27 protein-coding genes and 1 other RNA gene are annotated in these 19248 nt (G+C 65.6%); 12 read left to right on the top strand and 16 right to left on the bottom strand.

Translation table 11 applies throughout. The features are described from left to right. Positions 1–5: 5 nt before the first annotated feature. The 4 genes from EWE75_RS00385 to EWE75_RS00370 form a co-directional block, all read right to left on the bottom strand. Positions 6–1247, bottom strand: a complete 1242-nt coding sequence (locus EWE75_RS00385; protein WP_130154721.1) for a putative DNA modification/repair radical SAM protein — start codon at positions 1245–1247, stop codon at positions 6–8. Between the two features lie 129 nt (positions 1248–1376). Beyond that, the gene (gene mtgA / locus EWE75_RS00380) at positions 1377–2054 is read right to left on the bottom strand and encodes a monofunctional biosynthetic peptidoglycan transglycosylase (protein WP_206364640.1); all 678 of its coding nucleotides are present in this window, start codon (positions 2052–2054) and stop codon (positions 1377–1379) included. A 110-nt stretch (positions 2055–2164) separates the two neighbouring features. Beyond that, entirely contained in the window at positions 2165–3070 is a 906-nt protein-coding gene (gene rpoH, locus EWE75_RS00375; RefSeq protein ID WP_130154720.1) for an RNA polymerase sigma factor RpoH, read from the bottom strand. A gap of 57 nt (positions 3071–3127) precedes the next feature. After that, positions 3128–4075, bottom strand: a complete 948-nt coding sequence (locus tag EWE75_RS00370) for an RluA family pseudouridine synthase (protein WP_130154719.1) — start codon at positions 4073–4075, stop codon at positions 3128–3130. Positions 4076–4095: 20 nt separating this feature from the next. Here EWE75_RS00370 and EWE75_RS00365 point away from each other — a divergent pair, with 20 nt between their 5' ends. From EWE75_RS00365 to rnpB, 7 genes are all read left to right on the top strand, one after another. Continuing rightward, complete coding sequence (locus EWE75_RS00365; protein ID WP_165388228.1) at positions 4096–4503, top strand: M67 family metallopeptidase; 408 nt, start codon at positions 4096–4098, stop codon at positions 4501–4503. Between the two features lie 55 nt (positions 4504–4558). Continuing rightward, complete coding sequence (locus EWE75_RS00360) at positions 4559–5203, top strand: histidine phosphotransferase family protein (RefSeq protein ID WP_130154718.1); 645 nt, start codon at positions 4559–4561, stop codon at positions 5201–5203. A gap of 165 nt (positions 5204–5368) precedes the next feature. Further along, a complete protein-coding gene (locus EWE75_RS00355) occupies positions 5369–7669 on the top strand; it encodes a chemotaxis protein CheA (RefSeq protein ID WP_130154717.1) in 2301 nt (766 codons plus the stop codon). After that, the gene (locus tag EWE75_RS00350; RefSeq protein WP_130154716.1) at positions 7666–8091 is read left to right on the top strand and encodes a chemotaxis protein CheW; all 426 of its coding nucleotides are present in this window, start codon (positions 7666–7668) and stop codon (positions 8089–8091) included. The genes EWE75_RS00355 and EWE75_RS00350 overlap by 4 nt, the downstream gene beginning before the upstream one ends. A 69-nt stretch (positions 8092–8160) precedes the next feature. Beyond that, entirely contained in the window at positions 8161–8526 is a 366-nt protein-coding gene (locus EWE75_RS00345; RefSeq protein WP_130154715.1) for a response regulator, read from the top strand. A gap of 159 nt (positions 8527–8685) precedes the next feature. Beyond that, on the top strand, positions 8686–9375 hold the full coding sequence (locus EWE75_RS00340; RefSeq protein WP_130154714.1) for an N-acetylmuramoyl-L-alanine amidase: 690 nt from the start codon (positions 8686–8688) through the stop codon (positions 9373–9375). A gap of 10 nt (positions 9376–9385) precedes the next feature. Then, positions 9386–9770: RNase P RNA component class A (rnpB, locus tag EWE75_RS00335), an RNA gene on the top strand. A 163-nt stretch (positions 9771–9933) separates the two neighbouring features. On the opposite strand, the gene EWE75_RS00330 is transcribed toward rnpB, so the two are convergent. Further along, complete coding sequence (locus EWE75_RS00330) at positions 9934–10569, bottom strand: hypothetical protein (protein WP_206364639.1); 636 nt, start codon at positions 10567–10569, stop codon at positions 9934–9936. Between the two features lie 163 nt (positions 10570–10732). Between EWE75_RS00330 and EWE75_RS00325 the strand changes: the two genes are divergently transcribed. The 3 genes from EWE75_RS00325 to EWE75_RS00315 are packed head-to-tail and all read left to right on the top strand — an operon-like array spanning position 10733 to position 12055. After that, positions 10733–11275 carry a J domain-containing protein gene (locus EWE75_RS00325; protein ID WP_130154713.1) on the top strand — a complete coding sequence of 181 codons (543 nt, stop codon included), beginning with the start codon at positions 10733–10735 and terminating at the stop codon, positions 11273–11275. Beyond that, positions 11272–11625, top strand: a complete 354-nt coding sequence (locus EWE75_RS00320) for a thioredoxin domain-containing protein (RefSeq protein ID WP_130154712.1) — start codon at positions 11272–11274, stop codon at positions 11623–11625. The genes EWE75_RS00325 and EWE75_RS00320 overlap by 4 nt, the downstream gene beginning before the upstream one ends. A 10-nt stretch (positions 11626–11635) precedes the next feature. Continuing rightward, positions 11636–12055 (top strand): hypothetical protein, encoded by a 420-nt coding sequence (locus EWE75_RS00315; protein WP_130154711.1) that lies wholly within the window; start codon positions 11636–11638, stop codon positions 12053–12055. Positions 12056–12440: 385 nt separating this feature from the next. On the opposite strand, the gene EWE75_RS00310 is transcribed toward EWE75_RS00315, so the two are convergent. The 8 genes from EWE75_RS00310 to pspA all read right to left on the bottom strand — a co-directional run bounded on the left by EWE75_RS00310 (position 12441) and on the right by pspA (position 15616). Then, a complete protein-coding gene (locus EWE75_RS00310; RefSeq protein ID WP_130154710.1) occupies positions 12441–12848 on the bottom strand; it encodes a SufE family protein in 408 nt (135 codons plus the stop codon). Positions 12849–13163: 315 nt separating this feature from the next. Continuing rightward, on the bottom strand, positions 13164–13412 hold the full coding sequence (locus tag EWE75_RS00305; protein ID WP_130154709.1) for a hypothetical protein: 249 nt from the start codon (positions 13410–13412) through the stop codon (positions 13164–13166). Positions 13413–13438: 26 nt separating this feature from the next. Next, entirely contained in the window at positions 13439–13708 is a 270-nt protein-coding gene (locus tag EWE75_RS00300) for a hypothetical protein (RefSeq protein ID WP_130154708.1), read from the bottom strand. A gap of 30 nt (positions 13709–13738) precedes the next feature. Further along, entirely contained in the window at positions 13739–13861 is a 123-nt protein-coding gene (locus EWE75_RS26020; RefSeq protein ID WP_282432653.1) for a hypothetical protein, read from the bottom strand. A gap of 87 nt (positions 13862–13948) precedes the next feature. Further along, complete coding sequence (locus EWE75_RS00295; RefSeq protein WP_206364645.1) at positions 13949–14245, bottom strand: hypothetical protein; 297 nt, start codon at positions 14243–14245, stop codon at positions 13949–13951. 47 nt (positions 14246–14292) lie between these two features. Continuing rightward, entirely contained in the window at positions 14293–14673 is a 381-nt protein-coding gene (pspC, locus tag EWE75_RS00290; protein ID WP_130154707.1) for an envelope stress response membrane protein PspC, read from the bottom strand. 3 nt (positions 14674–14676) lie between these two features. Next, positions 14677–14946, bottom strand: a complete 270-nt coding sequence (gene pspB, locus EWE75_RS00285; RefSeq protein ID WP_130154706.1) for an envelope stress response membrane protein PspB — start codon at positions 14944–14946, stop codon at positions 14677–14679. Between the two features lies 1 nt (position 14947). Continuing rightward, on the bottom strand, positions 14948–15616 hold the full coding sequence (pspA, locus tag EWE75_RS00280) for a phage shock protein PspA (protein ID WP_130154705.1): 669 nt from the start codon (positions 15614–15616) through the stop codon (positions 14948–14950). 169 nt (positions 15617–15785) lie between these two features. Here pspA and pspF point away from each other — a divergent pair, with 169 nt between their 5' ends. Next, entirely contained in the window at positions 15786–16814 is a 1029-nt protein-coding gene (gene pspF, locus EWE75_RS00275; protein ID WP_130154704.1) for a phage shock protein operon transcriptional activator, read from the top strand. A 126-nt stretch (positions 16815–16940) separates the two neighbouring features. Here the strand turns inward: pspF and EWE75_RS00270 are convergent, their stop codons facing one another. The 3 genes from EWE75_RS00270 to EWE75_RS00260 form a co-directional block, all read right to left on the bottom strand. Beyond that, positions 16941–17543: a TIGR02466 family protein gene (locus tag EWE75_RS00270; protein WP_130154703.1), complete on the bottom strand. Its 603-nt coding sequence runs from the start codon at positions 17541–17543 to the stop codon at positions 16941–16943. Further along, positions 17540–18115: an aminoacyl-tRNA hydrolase gene (gene pth, locus EWE75_RS00265; RefSeq protein WP_130154702.1), complete on the bottom strand. Its 576-nt coding sequence runs from the start codon at positions 18113–18115 to the stop codon at positions 17540–17542. The genes EWE75_RS00270 and pth overlap by 4 nt, the downstream gene beginning before the upstream one ends. Positions 18116–18237: 122 nt before the next feature. Then, entirely contained in the window at positions 18238–18885 is a 648-nt protein-coding gene (locus EWE75_RS00260; RefSeq protein ID WP_130154701.1) for a 50S ribosomal protein L25/general stress protein Ctc, read from the bottom strand. A gap of 196 nt (positions 18886–19081) precedes the next feature. On the opposite strand from EWE75_RS00260, the gene EWE75_RS24860 reads away from it, so the two are divergent. Beyond that, positions 19082–19237, top strand: a complete 156-nt coding sequence (locus EWE75_RS24860) for a hypothetical protein (protein WP_165388227.1) — start codon at positions 19082–19084, stop codon at positions 19235–19237. The last annotated feature ends 11 nt before the right edge of the window (positions 19238–19248 follow it).

Raw genomic sequence — 19248 nt, 5'->3', positions numbered from 1 at the left:
CATTGTCACCCGAACAATTCCATCTGCTTCGCCGGTGGCGGCGGGAGCGGCACATCCGCCTTGTCGGCGAGCGCGACCGGCCGCCAGTCACTCGCGATCAGGAACGGGCGCACCTTGGCAAGCGAGACGGTCAGCCGCCCGATATCGGCGAGCGAAAGCCGCCGGCCGCGCCGCGCCGCGACGATCTTGTCGACCGCGCGCGTGCCGAGGCCTGGCACGCGCAGCAGCATCTCGCGCGGCGCTATGTTGACATCGACCGGGAAGGAACCGCGAAACTTGAGTGCCCAGGCAAGCTTGGGATCGATGTCGAGCCGCATCATGCCATTGTCGTCGGCGGCATCGGCGACTTCGCCGGGCTTGAAGTCGTAGAAGCGCATCAGCCAGTCCGACTGGTACAAACGGTGTTCGCGCATCAGTGGCGGGCGCTGGAGCGGCAGCACCGCGCTGGCATCGGGGATCGGCGAGAAGGCCGAATAATAGACGCGCTTCAGCCCGAACGATCCGTACAGTCCGGCGGCGCGGGATACGATGTCGCGGTCGGTCGCGGCATCTGCGCCGACGATCATCTGGGTCGATTGCCCCGCTGGGGCGAAGCGCGGCGCGGACTTGTAATGCTTCCTCGCGTCGGCGGTGTCGAGGATCGCGTCGGACATTCCCGCCATCGCGCCTTCGATGCGGTCCTGCGACTTCTCGGGTGCGAGCCGCTTGAGGCCGCTCGCGGTCGGCAGTTCGACGTTGATCGAGATGCGATCGGCGTGCAGCCCCGCCTGGTGGATCAACTCAGGATCGGCGTCGGGGATCGTCTTGAGGTGGATATAGCCCCGAAACTCATGATCCTCGCGCAAGCTGCGTGCGACTTCGACGATCTGCTCCATCGTGTAGTTCGACGAGCCGATGATACCGGAGGAGAGGAACAGCCCCTCAATATAGTTGCGCCGGTAGAAGGAGAGGGTGAGCCGCACCACCTCCTCGGCGGTGAAGCGCGCGCGGCGGACGTTGCTGCTCTTGCGGTTGATGCAATAATGGCAGTCGAAGATGCAGCTATTGGTCAGCAGGATCTTGAGCAGGCTGATGCAGCGCCCGTCCGGGGCATAAGCGTGGCAGATGCCCATGCCGCTATCGGTCGAGCCAATGCCCTTGCCATCGCGAGAGGTACGCTTGATGGAGCCGGACGAGGCGCAGCTTGCGTCGTATTTGGCGGCGTCAGCGAGGATCTCGAGTTTCGCGCGGGTATCGAGCTGAGCCATTCGTTCTATATATGTTCTTTTGGGTGCGTTGTCTACTCGTCGCCCCGGCGAAGGCCGGGGCCGCTGCATAATCTGGAGCCTATCGCGCCAAACGTGACGGCCCCGGCCTCCGCCGGGGCGACGGGTACATTACCGCAAGCAGGCGTCCAGCCCGTCGTTTCGCACCACGCTAACCCGCCGCGACAGCACGTTGCCGTGACGGCGGACGAAGCCATGCGGGTCGATCACCGCGCGCTTCTTTGGCTGGGGCAGCACCGCCGCCATGCGGCCGGCCTCGGCAGGGGTCATCGCGGAGGCGTCGTGGTGGAAGTAGCGCATCGCGCCGGCGTTGACGCCGTAGGTGCCGATCCCGGTCTCGGCGACGTTGAGATAGACTTCCATGATTCGGCGTTTGCCCCACAAATTCTCGATGAGAACCGTGAAATACGCCTCCAGCGCCTTGCGGACGTAGCCGCCGCCCTGGATCAGAAAGACGTTCTTGGCGGTCTGCTGGCTGATCGTCGAGCCGCCACGGATGCGGCCGCCGCGCGCGTTGCGCAGATAGGCTTTCTCGATCGCGGCGACATCGAAGCCGTGGTGCGAGCAGAAGCGCGAATCCTCGCCGGCGATCGCGGCGCGCGGCATGTCGGGATCGATCCGCGACAAGGGCATCCACGATTTGGTGATACCGTGTCCGCTCAGCCCGTCCGCCAGCATCGTCAGCGTTACCGGCGGCGGCACGAAGCGGTACACGATCACCATCGCCACCGAGAGAATCAGGAAGCCAAGCACCAGCTTGAAGACCCAACCGATCAACCGGAGGATCATCGATCGCCGCCGGGGCGGTGGAACGTCGTCATTGGTGGTCCTGCGCGGCGGGGCGTGAGCGGTGTATCATACCGCATCATCACGCCCCGCGCGCCGATCCGCAACCGCTGTTAAGCGGCGACGAGCATACGCTTGTCGCCGGCGATCCGCATCATCGCCTTTTGCAGCTTCTCGAACGCGCGCACCTCGATCTGGCGAACGCGCTCGCGCGAGACGCCATAGACCTGGCTCAGCTCCTCGAGCGTCTTCGGCTCGTCGGTGAGGCGGCGCTCGGTGAGGATGTGCTGCTCACGCTCGTTGAGGTCGGTCATCGCGCTTTCGAGCATCGCATGGCGGACGTCGGCCTCCTGCGCATCGGCGACAATCGTGTCCTGCAAGGGCGCGTCGTCCTGAAGCCAATCCTGCCACTGGCCGTCGCCATCCTCGCGCATCGGCACGTTGAGCGAGGTGTCACCGCCCATCGACATGCGGCGGTTCATGCTCGTCACTTCGGCCTCGGTCACGCCGAGGTCGTGCGCGATCTTGGCGAGATGCTCCGGGCTGAGATCGCCGTCCTCGAACGCGTCGAGCTTGGACTTCATGCGGCGCAGGTTGAAGAACAGCTTCTTCTGCGCAGCCGTAGTGCCCATCTTCACGAGGCTCCACGAGCGCAGGATGAACTCCTGGATCGACGCCCTGATCCACCACATCGCATACGTGGCGAGCCGGAAGCCGCGATCGGCCTCGAACTTCTTCACACCCTGCATCAGCCCGATATTGCCCTCCGAGATCAGCTCGGACACGGGCAGGCCATAGCCGCGATAGCCCATCGCGATCTTCGCCACGAGTCGCAGGTGCGAGGTGACGAGCTGCGCCGCCGCATCGGTATCGCCATGCTCCTCGAAACGCTTGGCGAGCATATATTCCTGCTCGGGCGCGAGGATCGGAAACTTCTTGATCTCAGACAGATAGCGGTTGAGGCTCGCCTCACCGCCAAGAGCGGGGATCGTCGCCGGTACGTTGCTGCCGGTGGCCATGATCAATCTCCCTTAGTGACGGACGTCCCGATAGCGAGGCAACGTCCGCGCTTGAACCTATACGTTAAGACTATCGAACAGTTCCCGCATGTCCGACGGCATTTCGCTTTCAAATGCCAAAGCGTTGCTTTCTAGCGGGTGAATGAACCCGAGACGGGCCGCGTGCAACGCTTGCCGGCGGAAATTCAGCGTTTCCAGAACCGATCGGTGACCCGGTTTTGTTCTACCATAGACCGGGTCTCCCAACAAGGGGTGGCCGATCGACGCCATATGGACGCGCACCTGATGCGTGCGTCCGGTCTCCAGCCGGCACTCGACGAGCGCGGCGTCGCGCAGGCGGGTGAGCGTGCTGAAATGCGTGACCGCGCGCTTGCCGCCCGCGACGATCGCGACCTTCTTGCGGTTCTGCGGACTCCGCGCGAGCGGCGCGTCGACGCTGCCTTGCGCGGGGGTGGGCCGCCCTGAAACGATCGCCTTGTAGCGCCGGTCGATGCTGTGCGCGGCGAATTGCTTGGCAAGGCCGACGTGCGCGCGATCGGTCTTGGCGGCGACCATCAGCCCGGAGGTGTCCTTGTCGATGCGGTGGACGATGCCCGGTCGTGCGACCCCGCCGATCCCCGACAACCGCCCCGCGCAGTGATGGAGCAACGCATTGACGAGCGTGCCGTCGAAATTGCCCGCCGCCGGGTGGACGACGAGCCCGGCCTGCTTGTCGATCACGATCAGATGATCGTCCTCGAACACGACGTTGAGCGCGATGTCCTGCGGTTCGTTGTGCGCGGGCGCGGGATCGGGGACGGTAACGCGGTAGCGCCCACCCGGCACCGCCTTGCTCGCCGGATCGCGCCGCAGAATGCCTTGGGCGTCAGTGACGGCGCCGGTAGAGATCAGAGCCTTGAGCCGCTCGCGCGAGATCGTCGGCAGTGCGTCAGCCAAAGCGCGGTCGAGCCGCAGCCCTTCGGCGTCGGCGACACATGCTTCGATGGTGGAAACCCCCCGGTCCATAGACTAGGAATCTGGGGAATATGTTGGAGATTTCAAGAACCGCGCTGCATCGCATCATCGCAGCGGCGCATGCAGATCCTGCACGCGAGGTCTGCGGCCTGCTGTTCGGCGACGACGCGCGGGTCGATCGAGCCGAGCCGTGCGCCAATGTCGCCGCCGATCCGGCCCGCACCTTCGAGATCGATCCTGCCGCGCATTTCGCTGCGCTCCGCGCCGAGCGGGCGGGTGGGGCGAAGCTGATCGGCTATTGGCATTCGCACCCGAGCGGCGATGTGCGCCCCTCCGCGACCGATGCGGCAATGGCGGCGGCGGACGGCAAGCTTTGGCTGATCGCGGCCGGGACCGAGATCGGCATATGGCGCGCCGAGGGCGCGGACTCGCATGGCCGTTTCGTCGCGGTGCCCTATCGCATCGCCGCCGTCACCTGACTTGCGGCGGAGTCGATGCTGGGCCACATAGGCACGACACGCTGGAGCATTGTCCTTGACTATCAACGCCGTCGATTTCGCCAGCCTGCTGTGCTCGCGCCTCTGCCACGATCTGCTCAGCCCGGTGGGCGCGCTCAACAACGGCCTCGAACTGCTCGCCGACGAGCATGATCCCGACATGCGGGCACGTTGCCTCGAATTGCTCAGCGAGAGCGCCAAGGCATCCGCCAACAAGCTCAAATTCTTTCGACTCGCGTTCGGCGCGGCCGGCGGTTTCGGCGAGACGATCGATTCGCGTGAGGCTCGCGCGGCGATCGAGGGGCTGTTTGGCGATACCCAGCGGGTCAAGCTCGGCTGGCTGGTCGAAGATCCGATCCTGCCCAAGGCCGGCATCAAGGTGCTGCTCAATCTCGCGCTGATCGCGGGCGACGCGTTGATCCGTGGCGGTCAACTCGATGTCGGCGCCGAATGCGTGGGCGATCAGGTCGAGATCGTCGTGCGGGCGGATGGTCCGCGTATCGTGCTCGATGCCGAGTTGCGCACCGCGCTGACCGGCGCGAATGTCGATGCGGTCGTCACACCGCGCGCGGCGGCGGCCTGCCTCGTCCACGCGCTGGTGGCGGAGGCGAACGGCACGATCCAGGTGTCCGAGCCGAACGATCCGGTGCTGCTGTTCGGCGCGACGCTCAAGACACGCTAGAGCGGAACACCTAGCCCAAACCGTTCGTCCCGAGCGCAGTCGAGGGACAGGGCCGGACGCAGGTGCCTCGACTTCACTCGGCACGAACGGAGAGGGGCTGGGCAACAGCGTAAACCCGGCCTTAACGGCTGGACCGGCAAAGAGGCTGCCGATCCGCGGGGCCTCATGGACGATCTGCTACGGGAATTCATCGCCGAGACGCGCGAGACGCTGGAGGCGCTTTCCGGCGAGATCGTCGCGTGGGAAGCGACGCCGGACGATCGCGAGCGGCTCGATGCGATCTTCCGGTTCGTCCATACCGTGAAAGGCAGTTGCGGATTCCTCGATCTGCCACGGCTCAGCCGGCTGAGCCATGCCGCCGAGGATGTGCTCGCGGCAGTGCGCTCGGGCGAGCGCACGCCCGATACCGCTCTCGTCAACGCTGTGCTCGCGATCGTCGATCGCATCGGCGAGATCGTCGAGGCGATCGATGCCGGCGCGCCCCTCCACGATACGGGCGAGGAACTCCTGATCGCCGCGCTCCACGAAGGCGCAGAGGCGGCGATGCCGGCCCCCGTCGTGCTGGCGCGGCGCACTCCGGCGCGCAGTGTGCGGCTCAACGTCGAGCTGCTCGATCGCATGATGAACGGCATGTCCGACATGGTGTTGGCGCGCAACGAACTCGCCCGGCGGCTGCGCGACGCGGGTGCCGATCCAGCGACCGAGGCGGCGCTGGATCGGCTTTCCGCCACCGTCGCCGAGATGCGGGACACCGTCACGCGCACGCGCATGCAAAAGATCGACGCGTTGTTCTCGGCGCTGCCGCGGATGGTGCGCGACACGGCGGCGGAACTCGGCAAGTCGGTGACGCTGCATATCGAAGGCAGCGACGTCGAACTCGATCGCGAGATGATCGAGATGATGCGCGATCCGCTCGTCCATATCGTGCGCAACGCGATCGACCACGGCATCGAGGTGCCGGCGGCGCGGCGCAAGGCCGGCAAGCGCGAGAATGGGCGGCTTGCCGTCTCGGCGCGCCAGTCGGGCAACCAGATCATCATCATGATCGAGGACGACGGGCAGGGCATCGACGTCGATGCGCTGATGGCGATGGCCGCACGCGACGGACGCAGCGAAGCCGAGCTGCGGCGGTTGAGCGATCGCGGTAAGCTCGATCTGGTCTTCGAAGCTGGTTTGACGACCAGGGAGAGCGTTACCGCCATTTCCGGGCGCGGTGTGGGCATGGATGTGGTGCGCGCGAACGTCGAGCGGATCGGCGGGCGCATCGACCTGGCCAACACGCCGGGCAAGGGTCTGGCCATCGCCATCCGTGTGCCGCTGACGCTGTCGATCATCGCCGCGATCGGGGTGAGCGTGGGCGACCAGCGCTTTGCGATCTCCAGTCCGACGATCGATGAGATCGTTTCGATCCACGGCGAGGCGATCCGTATCGATATGCTCGGCAGCACCCCGGTCGCCACCGTGCGCGGCCGCCGCCTGCCTTTGGTCGATCTCGCCGGCGCGCTGGGCATCGTGCGTGAGGGGACGGCAGGCAAGCTCGTGATCCTGAGCATTTCGGGCGGCAGCTATGCGCTCGCCGTCGACGATGTGCTCGATCATGAGGAACTGGTCGTCAAGCCCGCCGCGCCGACGGTGATGGCGACCGGCCTCTATGCCGGCCACACCTTGCCCGATACCGGCGTGCCGATGCTGCTGCTCGATTGTGCCGGTATCGCCGCGAGTGCCGGCATTCGCTTCTGGCGCGAGCCGGAGGCCGAGAGTTGCGGGCGCGAGGTCGAGGCTCCCGCTGTTCCGGCGCTGCTGTTCGACGATCTCGATGGCGTGCGCCGGCTGGTGGTGCTTGCCGCGATCGACCGGATCGAGTCGGTCCCGACCGAGGCGATTCGCCATTCGGCGGGGCGGTTGCGGCTGTCGCTCGACGGCCGGATCGTACCGCTGGTCGCGCAGGGCGACTGGGCGGACCACGATCAGGTCCAGATCCTTCGCTTGCGCGATGGCGACACCGAAATCGCCTATGCAGTCCGCGAAGCACACGACATCGTCGATCTGCCCGACATCGTCGTTCCTGCGCGCGTGCCCGGCCCGGTTGCGGGCGTGGTGGCCCTTGCCGGGCAGCACATCGAACTGCTCGACCTGTTCTGGCTATTCGGGGAGCATGGCGACCTGCCGACCCGCGCCGCTGCGCCGCTCTGCTTGCTCGACGGCAGCGAGACTGTTTGGATGACGAGCTTCCTCAAGCCGGTGCTTGAAAACGCGGGCTATCGCGTGACGGCGGCGCTGAAAGGCGGCGATCGGCCAGACGTGGTGTTGACGATGGACGCGGCTACGCCTGCGTCAGACGCGTCGGTGCCGGTCGTGCGCTTGCGCCGCGAGCGCGAGGCCGCTGCCGAACCCGGCACAATCTACCGCTACGACCGCGAAGCGCTGCTCGCGGCGCTGACCCTGTCCAGCGGAGTCGGGATATGACCGGCCTGTTCCTGATCGCTCAGCTTGCCGGACGCGCGGTCGCGATCGATTCGGCGCAGGTCGAGTCGGTTGTCGATCTCGGTACGATCGTGCCCGTGCCGTGCGCCGAAGCGCAGGTGCGTGGCCTTGCCGCGTTGCGCAGCCGCGTTGTGACGGTGATTGATCCGCGCGCCGTGCTCGGCGGGGGGATGAGCGCCGGCAGCCGCGCGGTCATCACCTGCATCGACGGGCATCATTATGCGATTCTGGTCGACGCGCTGGAGGATATCGCGCCGTTCGAGGTTCGGCCGCTGGCCTCCGGCGTCGTGCTGGAGGGGGTGTGGAGCAGCATCGGCTACGGCACGATCGAACTCGACGGCACACCGATCCTGACGATCGATGTGCGCGCGCTGGTGCCGGGCGCACTCCCGCTCGCCGCGTGAGCCGAGAGTTAACCCGAAGCAAAGTTTTTTCCGCCAAAACGGAGGTTTAGCGCGTGTAACGGATTGCCAATGAAAACCTGTCTGGTCGTCGATGATTCCAAGGTGATCCGCAAGGTTGCGCGGCACATTCTCGAAACGCTCAATTTCAGGGTCACGGAGGCGAGCGATGGTCGGCAGGCACTGGACGCGTGCTTGGAGTCGGCGCCGGACGTTGTGTTGCTCGACTGGAACATGCCGGTGATGAGCGGGATGGATTTCCTGCGTGCGCTGCGCGATGCCGACGTCCCGCGCCGGCCCAAGGTGGTGTTCTGCACCACCGAGAACGGCATGGCGCATATCCGCGCCGCGATCGAGGCGGGGGCGGACGAATATGTCATGAAGCCGTTCGATCGCGAGACGCTCGAAAGCAAGTTGCAGATCGTCGGATTAGCCTGACCGGAGTCGCGCGGTGTCTGTTTCGCCGGCCGGCGGCCGTGCGGCGCAAGGCTGCGCCGCTGCGGCGCGTATGAGTTGGCGAACGCGGCGAGATTGGCTATCGCACCCGCTTGATCCGCCCTGCGCACATGCCTGGGCAGGCGGCAAGCAGGAGCGTGCATGACGATCATCGAGACGGCGTCCCCCAATTTCGACGAACGCGCGCTGCCGGTCACCATGATCGTTCTCCATTATACCGGGATGGTGGATGCGGCATCGGCGCTGGAGCGGCTGTGTGACCCCGCCGCCAAGGTTTCCGCGCACTATCTGATCGACGAGGACGGCACGATTCACCGGCTCGTCGCCGAGGACAAGCGCGCGTGGCATGCCGGCGCGGCGCGATGGGGGCGGATCGAGGACGTCAACAGCGCTTCGATCGGGATCGAACTGGTCAATCCCGGCCACGAATTCGGGTATCGCGACTTTCCCGAGGCGCAGATCGATGCGTTGATCGGCCTGGTCGGCGATATCAAGGAGCGTTACGCGATCACGCGCGGCAACGTCGTCGGCCATTCGGACATCGCGCCGACGCGCAAGCAAGATCCCGGCGAACTGTTCCCGTGGCACCGCCTTGCCCGGCTCCGGCTCGCGTTGCCGCGCCCGACGCGCAACCTGATGGACCCGATGTGGAGCGATGCGGGCTTCCTGATCGCGCTCGAACGATTCGGCTATGACGTGAAGGACAAGCTCGCCGCCGTGGTCGCGTTCCAGCGCCGCTACCGCCCCGAACTGATCGACGGCGAGATCGACGGCGAATGCCGCAGCATCCTGCTCGCTTTACTGTTGCCCAAACCGCAAGGGGACGACTAAGGCGTTCGTACCAGAGGGTCGGGCGGCCGCGTCATGTGCTTGCACATGCCGAGGAAAGTCCGGGCTCCGCGAAACGACGGTGCCGGGTAACGCCCGGCGGGGGTGACCCCAGGGACAGTGCCACAGAGAGCAGACCGCCGATGGGCCGCGCGCGAGCGCGGAGACAGGCAAGGGTGAAAGGGTGCGGCAAAAGCGCACCGCGCCTCCGGTAACGGCAGGCGGCATGGCAAACCCCACCGGGAGCAAGACCGAATAGGGACGGCACATGGGCATCGTTTCTGCTCGTCGTCCGGGTTGGTTGCTTGAGGCGGCGTGCAAGCGTCGCCCTAGAGGAATGGTCGCCTATCCTTCGTAAAGAGGGTGGACAGAACCCGGCTTACAGACCCTCTGGTATTCCCCTTACGGGGGCCAAACGTGGCTAAGGTTGCCCACGTAGCGCACGGTTCGCAAACGTGGTGAAGGTGGCAGCGTCGCATCATGTTTGCGCCAAGAGCGCGGAGTCGGCGATGTCAAAGAACGTGCCGCGAGACTGGCAGGATGTCGCCGCGTAGGACAGCGCTACAGCGGCTGGCCGTCCTTGCCGATCACCTCGACCCGGTAGGAGCAGCCGTAGAAGGTCTTGCCCGGATGGGTGGTGACGTTCGAGACGTTGCGCGTGATGACCGTATGCGCGCCGTAGCTCTCGCCCGCCGCCGGGGCCTCGGTTCGATCGGCGACGATCTTCTCGCCGAGGAATTTGCTCGACGTGGTGGCCGCTGCGATTTCCGCAGGCGTGGCCTTGCCCGAGGCGATCATGGCTTCGAGCAAGGGGGCGGGATCGACCGCGTTCTTGATGCCCTGTTCGCGCGCGAGCCCGTTCGGATCGGCGAGATCGAGGACGGCGAGGACGCCGCTGGCGGTGAAGGCGATCCGGCGCGTGCTGTAATGGCCCGCCACCGTGATCGGCGCGGGCAGATCATATTCGTTCATGAACGCGTTCTTGGTGGCGATGCGGACCCAATGGCGCTTGGCGGCGATCTTCTCCTCGCCGTTAAGCGCCAGCGCGAAGCCGGTGTAGGCGGGCGCATCGAGCCTGCATTCGATCGCGTCGACGATGTCGATGCTGTTGGGATCAACCGGGTCTTCGGCGCGGAGCGGCGTCGCCAGCGCCAGCGTGGCGAGCAGCGCCGCGAACATCGATCCCGATTTCATCACTTTGCCGTCTCCCGGTGTGGCCGTCGCCTCGTGTTCGAAAAGCCGGCCTTCCGCAATCCCGCAGGTCGGGCCGGTCGTTCGCGGGGACCACTCCACCCGCTAAATCATGCGCGTCACCAATCCGTCATGGCAATGCCGCACCGCCGTGCTTAGATGGTTCGCTATGGTGCGTGCGACGAGACAAGACGATTGGGGATTTCCGCGCTGGCGCGCTTACGGCGAGTCGAGCCGTGAGGCGGCCAAGGTGCGGCTGTGTGACCGGCATGGCTGCACCCAGCCGGGCAATTGCCCCGCGCCGAAATCCCCCAACAGCCCCGATCGCTGGTATTTCTGCCAGGAACATGCCGGCGAGTATAATCGCGGCTGGAATTACTTCGAGGGGCTGAGCGCGGAGGAAGCCGCCGAGCGCGAGGCGGCGGAGACGCGCACCGCCGACGGCTACACGACCTCGCGGCACCAGCAATGGGCCGGCTCCGGCGACGGCAGCCGATCGCGCGACGAACTGCGCGCGCTCGAGCTGCTCGACCTTGAGGTGGATGCCGATTTCGACGCGGTGCGGCTGGCGTGGCGCAGGCTCGCCAAGCAGAACCATCCCGATATCCGCCCCGGCGACAAGGACGCGGCGGCGCGCTTCCAGGCGATTCAGGCGGCGTATGACGTGCTGCGCGTCGCCGAGGAGCAGCGGCAGTGGAAGCCTGCGGTGTGAAGACGGTCCGCTCGGACTGGTCCCGCACGTTGCTGGTCTGCCAGAAATGTTCGAAGAAGCTCGGCGGCGGGTTCGGGCCGCGCGGCAAGACGCCGCTCGCCAAGGCGCTGCGCAAAGAACTCGGGGTGAAGACGGGTCGCAAGGCGGCGATGGGGATCGTCGAGGTCAAATGCCTCAAGGTCTGCCCGCGCGGCGCGGTGACGGTGGTCGACAGCGCCGACAGCCGGACATGGCAGATCGTGCGGGCGGGCGCGCCGCTGGAGACAGTGATCGACGCGCTTGGTATCAACGGGACAGACCTTAACGGGTCAGCGCAGGTTCAGCACGACTCGGCTACCCTAGAAGCATAGGAGAAATTCGATGCGCGTTTCCCAATGTCTTACCGCCATCGCCGCGCTGGCGGTGGTCGCTTCCGCCGTTCCCGCGCAAGCGAAGGAGCGGCTGACCGGCGAGGCCAAGCTCGCCCAGATGCTCGACGGCCGGGTCGCCGGCAAGCCAGTCGATTGTCTTTCGCTGACGCAGATCCGGTCGAGCGAAATCATCGACCGCACCGCGATCGTCTACACCGCCAACGACGGCACGCTGTACGTCAACCGCCCGAGCGGCGCGAACTTCCTCGATGACGACGACATCCTCGTCAGCGAACCGCGCAATGGGCAGGCATGCCGGATCGACATCGTCCGGCTGATCGATCGTGGTTCGCGGATGCCCGGTGCGTCGATCGGTCTGAACGATTTCGTGCCATATCCAAGGCCGCCGAAGGTCGCGAAGGCGAACTGATGCGTCCGGGCGCGTGCCGATACCTTGGTGTATCGCAGGCGTATCGGGCACATGCTTCGACAGGCTGAGCGCGAAAGGGTGGATTGGCGCGCTTCGTCCCTTCAGACCGTTTTTGTCGAGCGCAGTCGAGACACCTGCGCCTGGGGCATGTCCCTCGACTTCGCTCGGGACGAACGGAGGGATGGTGCGCTTCGCTCTCTAATCCGTTCGTGTCGAGCGCAGTCGAGACATTCGCGCTTGAGGCGAGTCCCTCGACTTCGCTCGGGACGAACGGAGAGATGGTGCGCTTCGCTCTCTAGTCGGTTCGTGTCGAGCGCAGTCGAGACATCTGCGCTTGAGGCATCTCCCTCGGCTTCGCTCCGGGCGAACGGGGCGGGGATTTGCGTTAACTCGCGTAGCGCAGCGCCGTCTCGCGGATCAGCGCGATCATGTTCGGGATGCCTTGCGTCCGGTTCGAGCTGAGCTGGTTCTTGAGATCGAACGGCGCGAGCGCGGCGGTGATGTCGGTGGTGGCGATCGTTGCGGCGGGCTGATCCTGCACGGTCAGCAGCACGAGCGCGATGATGCCCTTGGTGATCGCCGCGTTCGAATCGGCGAGGAAGTGGAGCGTGCCGTCGTCGCGCCGCATCGGATAGACCCACACCGAGGCCGAGCAGCCGCGCACCAGGGTCGCGTCGGTCTTGAGCGGATCGGGCATCGGCTCAAGCGTCTTGCCGAGATCGATCAGCAGCCGGTAGCGGTCGTCGGCGTCGAGGAATTCATATTCTTCGTGGAGGTCGGCGAGTGTGGTCATGGCGGTTGGCGGTAACGGCGCAGGGCGGGGGCGTCTACCGGGTTTGCTCCGTCCCCCGTTCGCGCTTGTCGAAGCACCTGTTCGGAAAACAAAAATATCGAGCGTGATACCATCACCTCCACCTGTTCGTGCTGAGTAGCTACCTCGATACGCCCTGCGGGCTACTCGGCAGCTACTCAGCACGAACGGAGCTATTTGGCGTCATCACGCTCTAAGTGGCGAATTGCACGTTCGGGACATGCCAGCCGCTTGGGACAGGCTTCGACCAACTCATGGCGAACGGAGTGGAGGCGGCGTTCTCAGTCCAGACGTGCGTTACAGATCCACCCCTGCCGCGATCGCCTCCAGCTTGCGGATGCGCTCCTTCAGGTCGGCGATCTCGATGCGGGCGCTGGCGTTGGGCATGGCCGGCGCGGCGCGGTCTCCTCCGCCAAGCTGGTGCTGCAATTCCTGCTGCTTGAGCGCGAGCCAGCCGCGCCAGCCGGTGAGCGTGGTGTAGGCGAGGATCGCCACCCCGGCGAGCGCTGTGCCGGCCATCGTCATGTAGAAACTCGGGTCGGTCATGATCCCTGCTCCTGCGGTCATGAGGGTCACTTGGGGTCGCGCAGGCGCTCGATCTCGCGATCGAGGCGGGCGCTGCTCGTGTCATTGTCGGTGGCGAGGCGTTCGAGGACGGCGAGCCGCTCCTTCATGCTGCGCAATTCCTCCTGCAGCCGGGCGTTCTCGGCCTTGGTCGCGCCGTCGTCGCGGAAGGCGACCTGCTCGCCGTGCTTGCTGTGGACGACGCCGTAGCGGGCCATCAACACACGGCCGACCGTGATGACGACGATGATCGCGACGACCATTTCAAACGGGTTCATGTGGAAAACTCCCCTGCCAATGTGGCGATGTTACTGCGCATCGCCTTGCGGCGCGAGCCGTTCGCGGCGGCGGCGCGGGCGATCGACGCTTTCGGTGGCGAAGACGCCGATGGCGGTGATGGCGGCGAGGACAGCGAGAAAACCGAGAAGCATGGGACGAGCCTTTCCTGTCGGCGCGACCGCAAGGGTCGCGCACGGGGGGGTGTTGGGAGGTGGGGGGGGGGGGGCGGGGCGGGCGGATCAGTCGCTGGTGCGCAGCGCCTCGATCTCGCGGGCGGTACGCTCGGCGGGGTCGGTGGCGATGCGTTCGAGCACCGCGATCCGCTCCTCGAGCCGGCCGATCTTGCCGGTCAGCCGCTCATTCTCGGCGCTCAGCAATTCGGTTTCGCGTGTCGTCGAGAGGCGATCCTTGTCGCGGCGGCGCTCGTCTTCGAGCGGGTAGCCGTGTTTCGCGCGAACCCAGGTGTTGAACACCTTGCTCAGCGGGAAAACCGTGATCGCGGCGAGCGGTACGAGCAGTCCCCAGGTGGCTGACATCATCGGTATCCTGTTGCGGTGGGTGGTTGCCGGGATCGAAGCCGCGCTTAGCGCAGGCTTTCGATCTCGTCGGCGAGGCGGGTGTTGCGGCTGGTGTACATCGTCTCGATGTCGGCGAGGCGGCGGTCGATGTCGCGGAACTTCGAGCGGACCTCTGCGGTCGAGCGGGTCGGGTTGCTGCGCACGCCCTGCCAGAATTTCTGGTCTTCCTTGCTGTCATACAGGCCGTAGGGCTTGGCATCGGCCATCCAGGCGACCAGCCCGTAGGCGAGCAAAGTCCAGGGGAAGCCGCCCGCGACGGTGAGGACCACCGCGCCGACGCGGACCCAAGTGGCGTCGATGCCGGTGTAATCGGCGATCCCCGAACAGACGCCCAGCCATTTGCGGTTGTGCTTGTCGAGGTAGAATTTGGTGCGGCTCGCGCTCATGGCTCAGTTCCTCTTGGAAAGGTCGTAGGAAGGGCGCGGGTCGGCGGATACGCCGGGGCGCCAGTCGGGATGGTCGGCGGCGACGATCCGCTCCACCGTCTGCAACCGGTCTTCGAGCCGGCGGGCGAGCAGGTGGAGCTCGTCGAGCAGTTTCTCATCCTCGTCGGTGATCTTGGGCGCCTGCTTCCACTTGGTAACGTAGTGCAGGATCACCCAGGGCATGCCGACGAAGAGCATGCCGCAGATGACGATGGGCAGGAAAACGTCTTCCATCTCAACCGTCCTTGTTCATGCGCGCCTTCAGCGCGGCGAGTTCGGCGTCGACCTTGTCGGCGGACTTGAGCTCGGCGATCTCCTCTTCGAGCGACTTGGGCTGGGCGCCCAGACCAGCGGCGTCGGCGCGGCCCTCGGCCATGTCGATGCGGCCTTCCATGATGTCGAAGCGCGAGAACGCGTCCTGCATGCGCGGGCCGTTGTAGAGTTCGCGCAGCTTGTAGCGGTTCTGTGCGCTCTCCAGCCGGGTAGCGATCGAGTTCTGGCGGGTGCGGGCTTCGCGCAGCTTGGTCTGGAGCTTGTTGATGTCCTCCTCCGACGCGCGCAGCGCCTCGTCGAGCACGGCGATCTCGTCCTTGAGGCGATCGGCCATGTCGGCGGCCTTCTGCTTCTCAACGAGGGCGGCCTTGGCGAGATCCTCGCGGCCCTTCGACAGCGCCAGTTCGGCCTTTTCGGTCCAGCTATCCTGCAGCTTGCCGAGCTTGTCGATGTGGCGGCGCATTTCCTTCTGGTCGGCGATGGTGCGCGCGGCGGAGGCGCGCACTTCGACCAGGGTCTCCTCCATTTCGAGGATGATCATGCGGATCATCTTCGCCGGGTCTTCAGCCTTGTCGAGCAGGTCGGTGAAGTTGGCGGCGACGATGTCGCGAGTGCGGGAAAAAATGCCCATGTTGGAAAACTCCTTGGGGAAACGCGGTACTCGTTGGTGTACGCAGAAAGCATTGCAGGGTTCGTGCCAACTTTAGAAATGGCGGATTTGCGTGGTTTTCTGAACGGATCGACAGCTTTGTCGGATTGTGCGCTTGCCAAGCCTTGGGAATTTACGCCAAGGCTTGGCAATGGAGCGCGTAACCCAGGTAATCGGCCAGTCAGGCCCGTTTCTCGACGCGCTGGAGCGCGCCAGCCGCGCGGCGGCACTCGACCGGCCGGTGCTGGTGATCGGCGAGCGCGGCACCGGCAAGGAACTGGTGGCCGAGCGGCTTCACCGGCTGTCCCCGCGCTGGGACCAGCCACTCGTCATCATGAATTGCGCGGCGCTGCCCGAGACGCTGATCGAGGCCGAGTTGTTCGGGCATGAGGCGGGCGCATTCACCGGCGCGACCAAGGCGCGGCAGGGGCGGTTCGAGGAGGCGCATGGCGGCACGCTGTTTCTCGACGAACTCGGCACCTTGTCGATGGCGGCGCAGGACCGGTTGTTGCGTGCGGTCGAATATGGCGAGGTCACGCGGATCGGATCGTCGCGGCCGTTGCGCGTCGACGTGCGGATCGTCGCGGCGACCAACGAGCATCTCCCCGACAAGGTCGCGCGCCACCAGTTCCGCGCCGATCTGCTCGACCGGCTTTCGTTCGAGGTGGTTACGTTGCCGCCGCTCCGCGCGCGCACCGGCGACGTGCCGGTGCTGGCCGAGCATTACGGGCGGCGCATGGCCTCGGAAATGGGGCGGCTCGACTGGCCGGGCTTTACCCGCGAGGCGATGGCGGCGCTGGTCGCTTATGAATGGCCGGGCAACGTGCGCGAACTCCGCAACGTCGTCGAGCGCGCGGTGTACCGCTGGGAGCGCGACACGCCGATCGACGCAATCGAGTTCGATCCGTTCCAGTCGCAATATCGCCCGCGTGGGGGCCAGGGCGGGACGATGACGGTGGAGGCGGCGCCGGCTGCGGCGGCACACGTCGCGACGGTTGAGGAGGAGGACGCGCCGGGCGACTTCAAGAGCCGCATCGCGCGGTTCGAGCGCGATCTACTCAAGAAGGCGATGGCCGAGCATCGCTTCAACCAGCGCGCCACGGCGGATGCGCTGGGGCTGAGCTACGATCAGTTGCGGCACGCCCTGAAACGGCATGGGCTGATTTCGGCGGGGGCTTAGCGGCCGAACGTACAGTTCATGTTTTCCCGCGAAAGCGGGAATCCAGAGCCACACAAAACAATGATTGCGGCTCTTGGGATTCTGGACTCCCGCGTGCGCGGGAGAACGAAGGACTCGGTGTAGGTATCAGCTATAGTTGAAGCTGATGCTGATCCGGTCTTGCTTGGCGGTGCCGGCGATCACCTCGTGGCGTAGCCAGCTTTCCCACAGCAGGATCGTGCCGGCCTCGGGCGCGACGTGCGCGAAGGTGCGTTGCTCCTCGGGAGCATCCTCGCGGCGGGTAGGGGCGGCCATCATCAGTGGCAGGCGCGGGTCTTCGAAGCGGATCGCGCCCGCGCCCGGCGGCACCGCGACGTAGAGCGTGCCCGACACCACCGAATGCGGGTGGATATGCCCGGAGTGCATGCCGCCGGGCTTGAGGACGTTGACCCACAGGCTGTCGAGCCGGAGCTTGCGCCCGCCGAGATCGAACGCGCACGCCTCGGCAAAGGCGGCGACGTGCTTGGCGAGCTTCTTGGCGAGATCACCGAACGCGGGATCGCGCTGGGGCAGATCGTTGAGCGAGGCGTAGCTGGTGTAGCCGCGATAATTGTGTTGCTTGGACCACGCCCGCCCGGCGCGGTCCTCCTGCGCGAACATCAGGCAGGATTGCTCCAGTTCGGCGAGCATGCGTGGATCGGCGAGGCTACCCTCATACACCGGCGTCGCGAACAGGGTGCGAATGCTCATTTGCCGTCTCCAAGGCGTAGCGCCACGTCGTTCATGAAGCGCACGTCGTCACCCTTGGCGAGCCACGGCGCCTCGGCGGCGACCGCGCCGAGCATATCGGAGAGCGGGTCCATCTCCGCCTTGGCGTAATTGCCGAGGACGTAGGGCGAAACCTTGTCCTTGTGCCCCGGATGGCCGATGCCAAGCCGGATGCGGCGGAACGCATTGCCGATATGCGCCTCGGTCGAGCGCAGGCCGTTATGCCCGGCGGTGCCGCCGCCGACCTTCACCTTGACGCGGAACGGCGCGATATCGAGTTCATCGTGGAAGATGGTGACGTCGCCGGTGTCGAGCTTGTAGAAGCGCATCGCCTCGCCGACGCTGCGGCCGCTCTCGTTCATGAAGGTGGCTGGCTTGAGCAGCAGGATTTTCTCGGGGCCGATGCGGCCTTCCTGAGTCCAGCCCTGAAACGCCTTCTTAACGGGCGAAAAGCCGTGGAGATCGGCGATCGTGTCGATCGCCATGAAGCCGACATTGTGGCGGTTGAGCGCATATTGCGCGCCCGGATTGCCAAGACCGACCCAGATTTGCATTTAAACTCCCTCTCCCCGCTTGCGGGGAGAGGGCAGGGGAGAGGGGCAGTCGCAAGCGCTGCGCCCCGATACTGCCCCTCTCCCCGACCCTCTCCCCGCAAGCGGGGAGAGGGAGAAGGACGTTACTCGGCTTCCGGTGCTGCCTCGGCGGCCTGCGCCTCGGCGACGGCGGCGTCAGCCTCGTCGTCGGCGACGGTCGGCACGGTCGGCGGAACGATCGTCGCGATGGTGAAGTCGCGGTCGGTGATCGCCGGTGTCACGCCCTTCGGCAGCGTCACGTTCGAGATGTGGATCGAATCGCCGATCTCGCGGCCAGCCAGCGAGATGGTGATGTTGTCGGGGATCGCGGCCGCGTCGCAGACCAGCTCGACTTCGTGCTGAACGATGTTGAGCACGCCCTTGCCGGTCTTGATGCCGGGAGCCTCGTCCTCATCGGTGAACACGACCGGGACGCTGACGTGGACGGTGGTGTGCGCGCCGATGCGCAGGAAATCGACGTGAACCGGACGATCGGTGACGGCATCGAACGCGACGTCCTTGGGGAGCGTGCGGATGGTCTTGCCGCCAGCTTCGATCATCACCTGGGAATTCATGAAGTGACCCGTCATGAGGAGACGCATCAGCGCCTTTTCCTCGACGTGGATCGCCAGGGGTTCCTGGTTGTTGCCATAGACGACGGCGGGTACGCGGCCTTCACGACGAAGCAAACGGGAGGCTCCCTTGCCAACCTGTTCGCGCGTCTCGGCTGCGAGCGTCAGTTGTTCGCTCATTGCAGATCTCCGAAATACGTTTGTTCAAAACGCGGGGGGTTCAAATCCCGATCAGGCCTCCAGGGATGACCCTGACCGAGAGGCGGCGCGCATAGCCGAAGCGCGCGCGAAGGGCAAGGAGAGATACGCGGGCAGGCCGGCTGGACACCGCCGCAAGGCTCCCCATATCGGCGGGAGAGCATAAAAGGAGAGTGATATGTCCGATACCAACCAGGCCGAGTGGAAGAAGGAACTCGCCATCCTTCTCGACAAGATCCAGACCTATCCGTCGCAGGATTCGACCGAGACGCGCGAACGCATCCGCGTGCTCAACACGCTGATCGCCTCGCACGCGCAGAAGGTCGAGGCATAGCGCCCCGACCT

Source organism: Sphingomonas populi, assembly GCF_004208535.1.
Lineage (GTDB): Bacteria > Pseudomonadota > Alphaproteobacteria > Sphingomonadales > Sphingomonadaceae > Sphingomonas > Sphingomonas populi.
The sequence above is the reverse complement of the archived record's forward strand: the minus strand, read 5'-3'. Positions and strand labels throughout refer to the sequence as shown.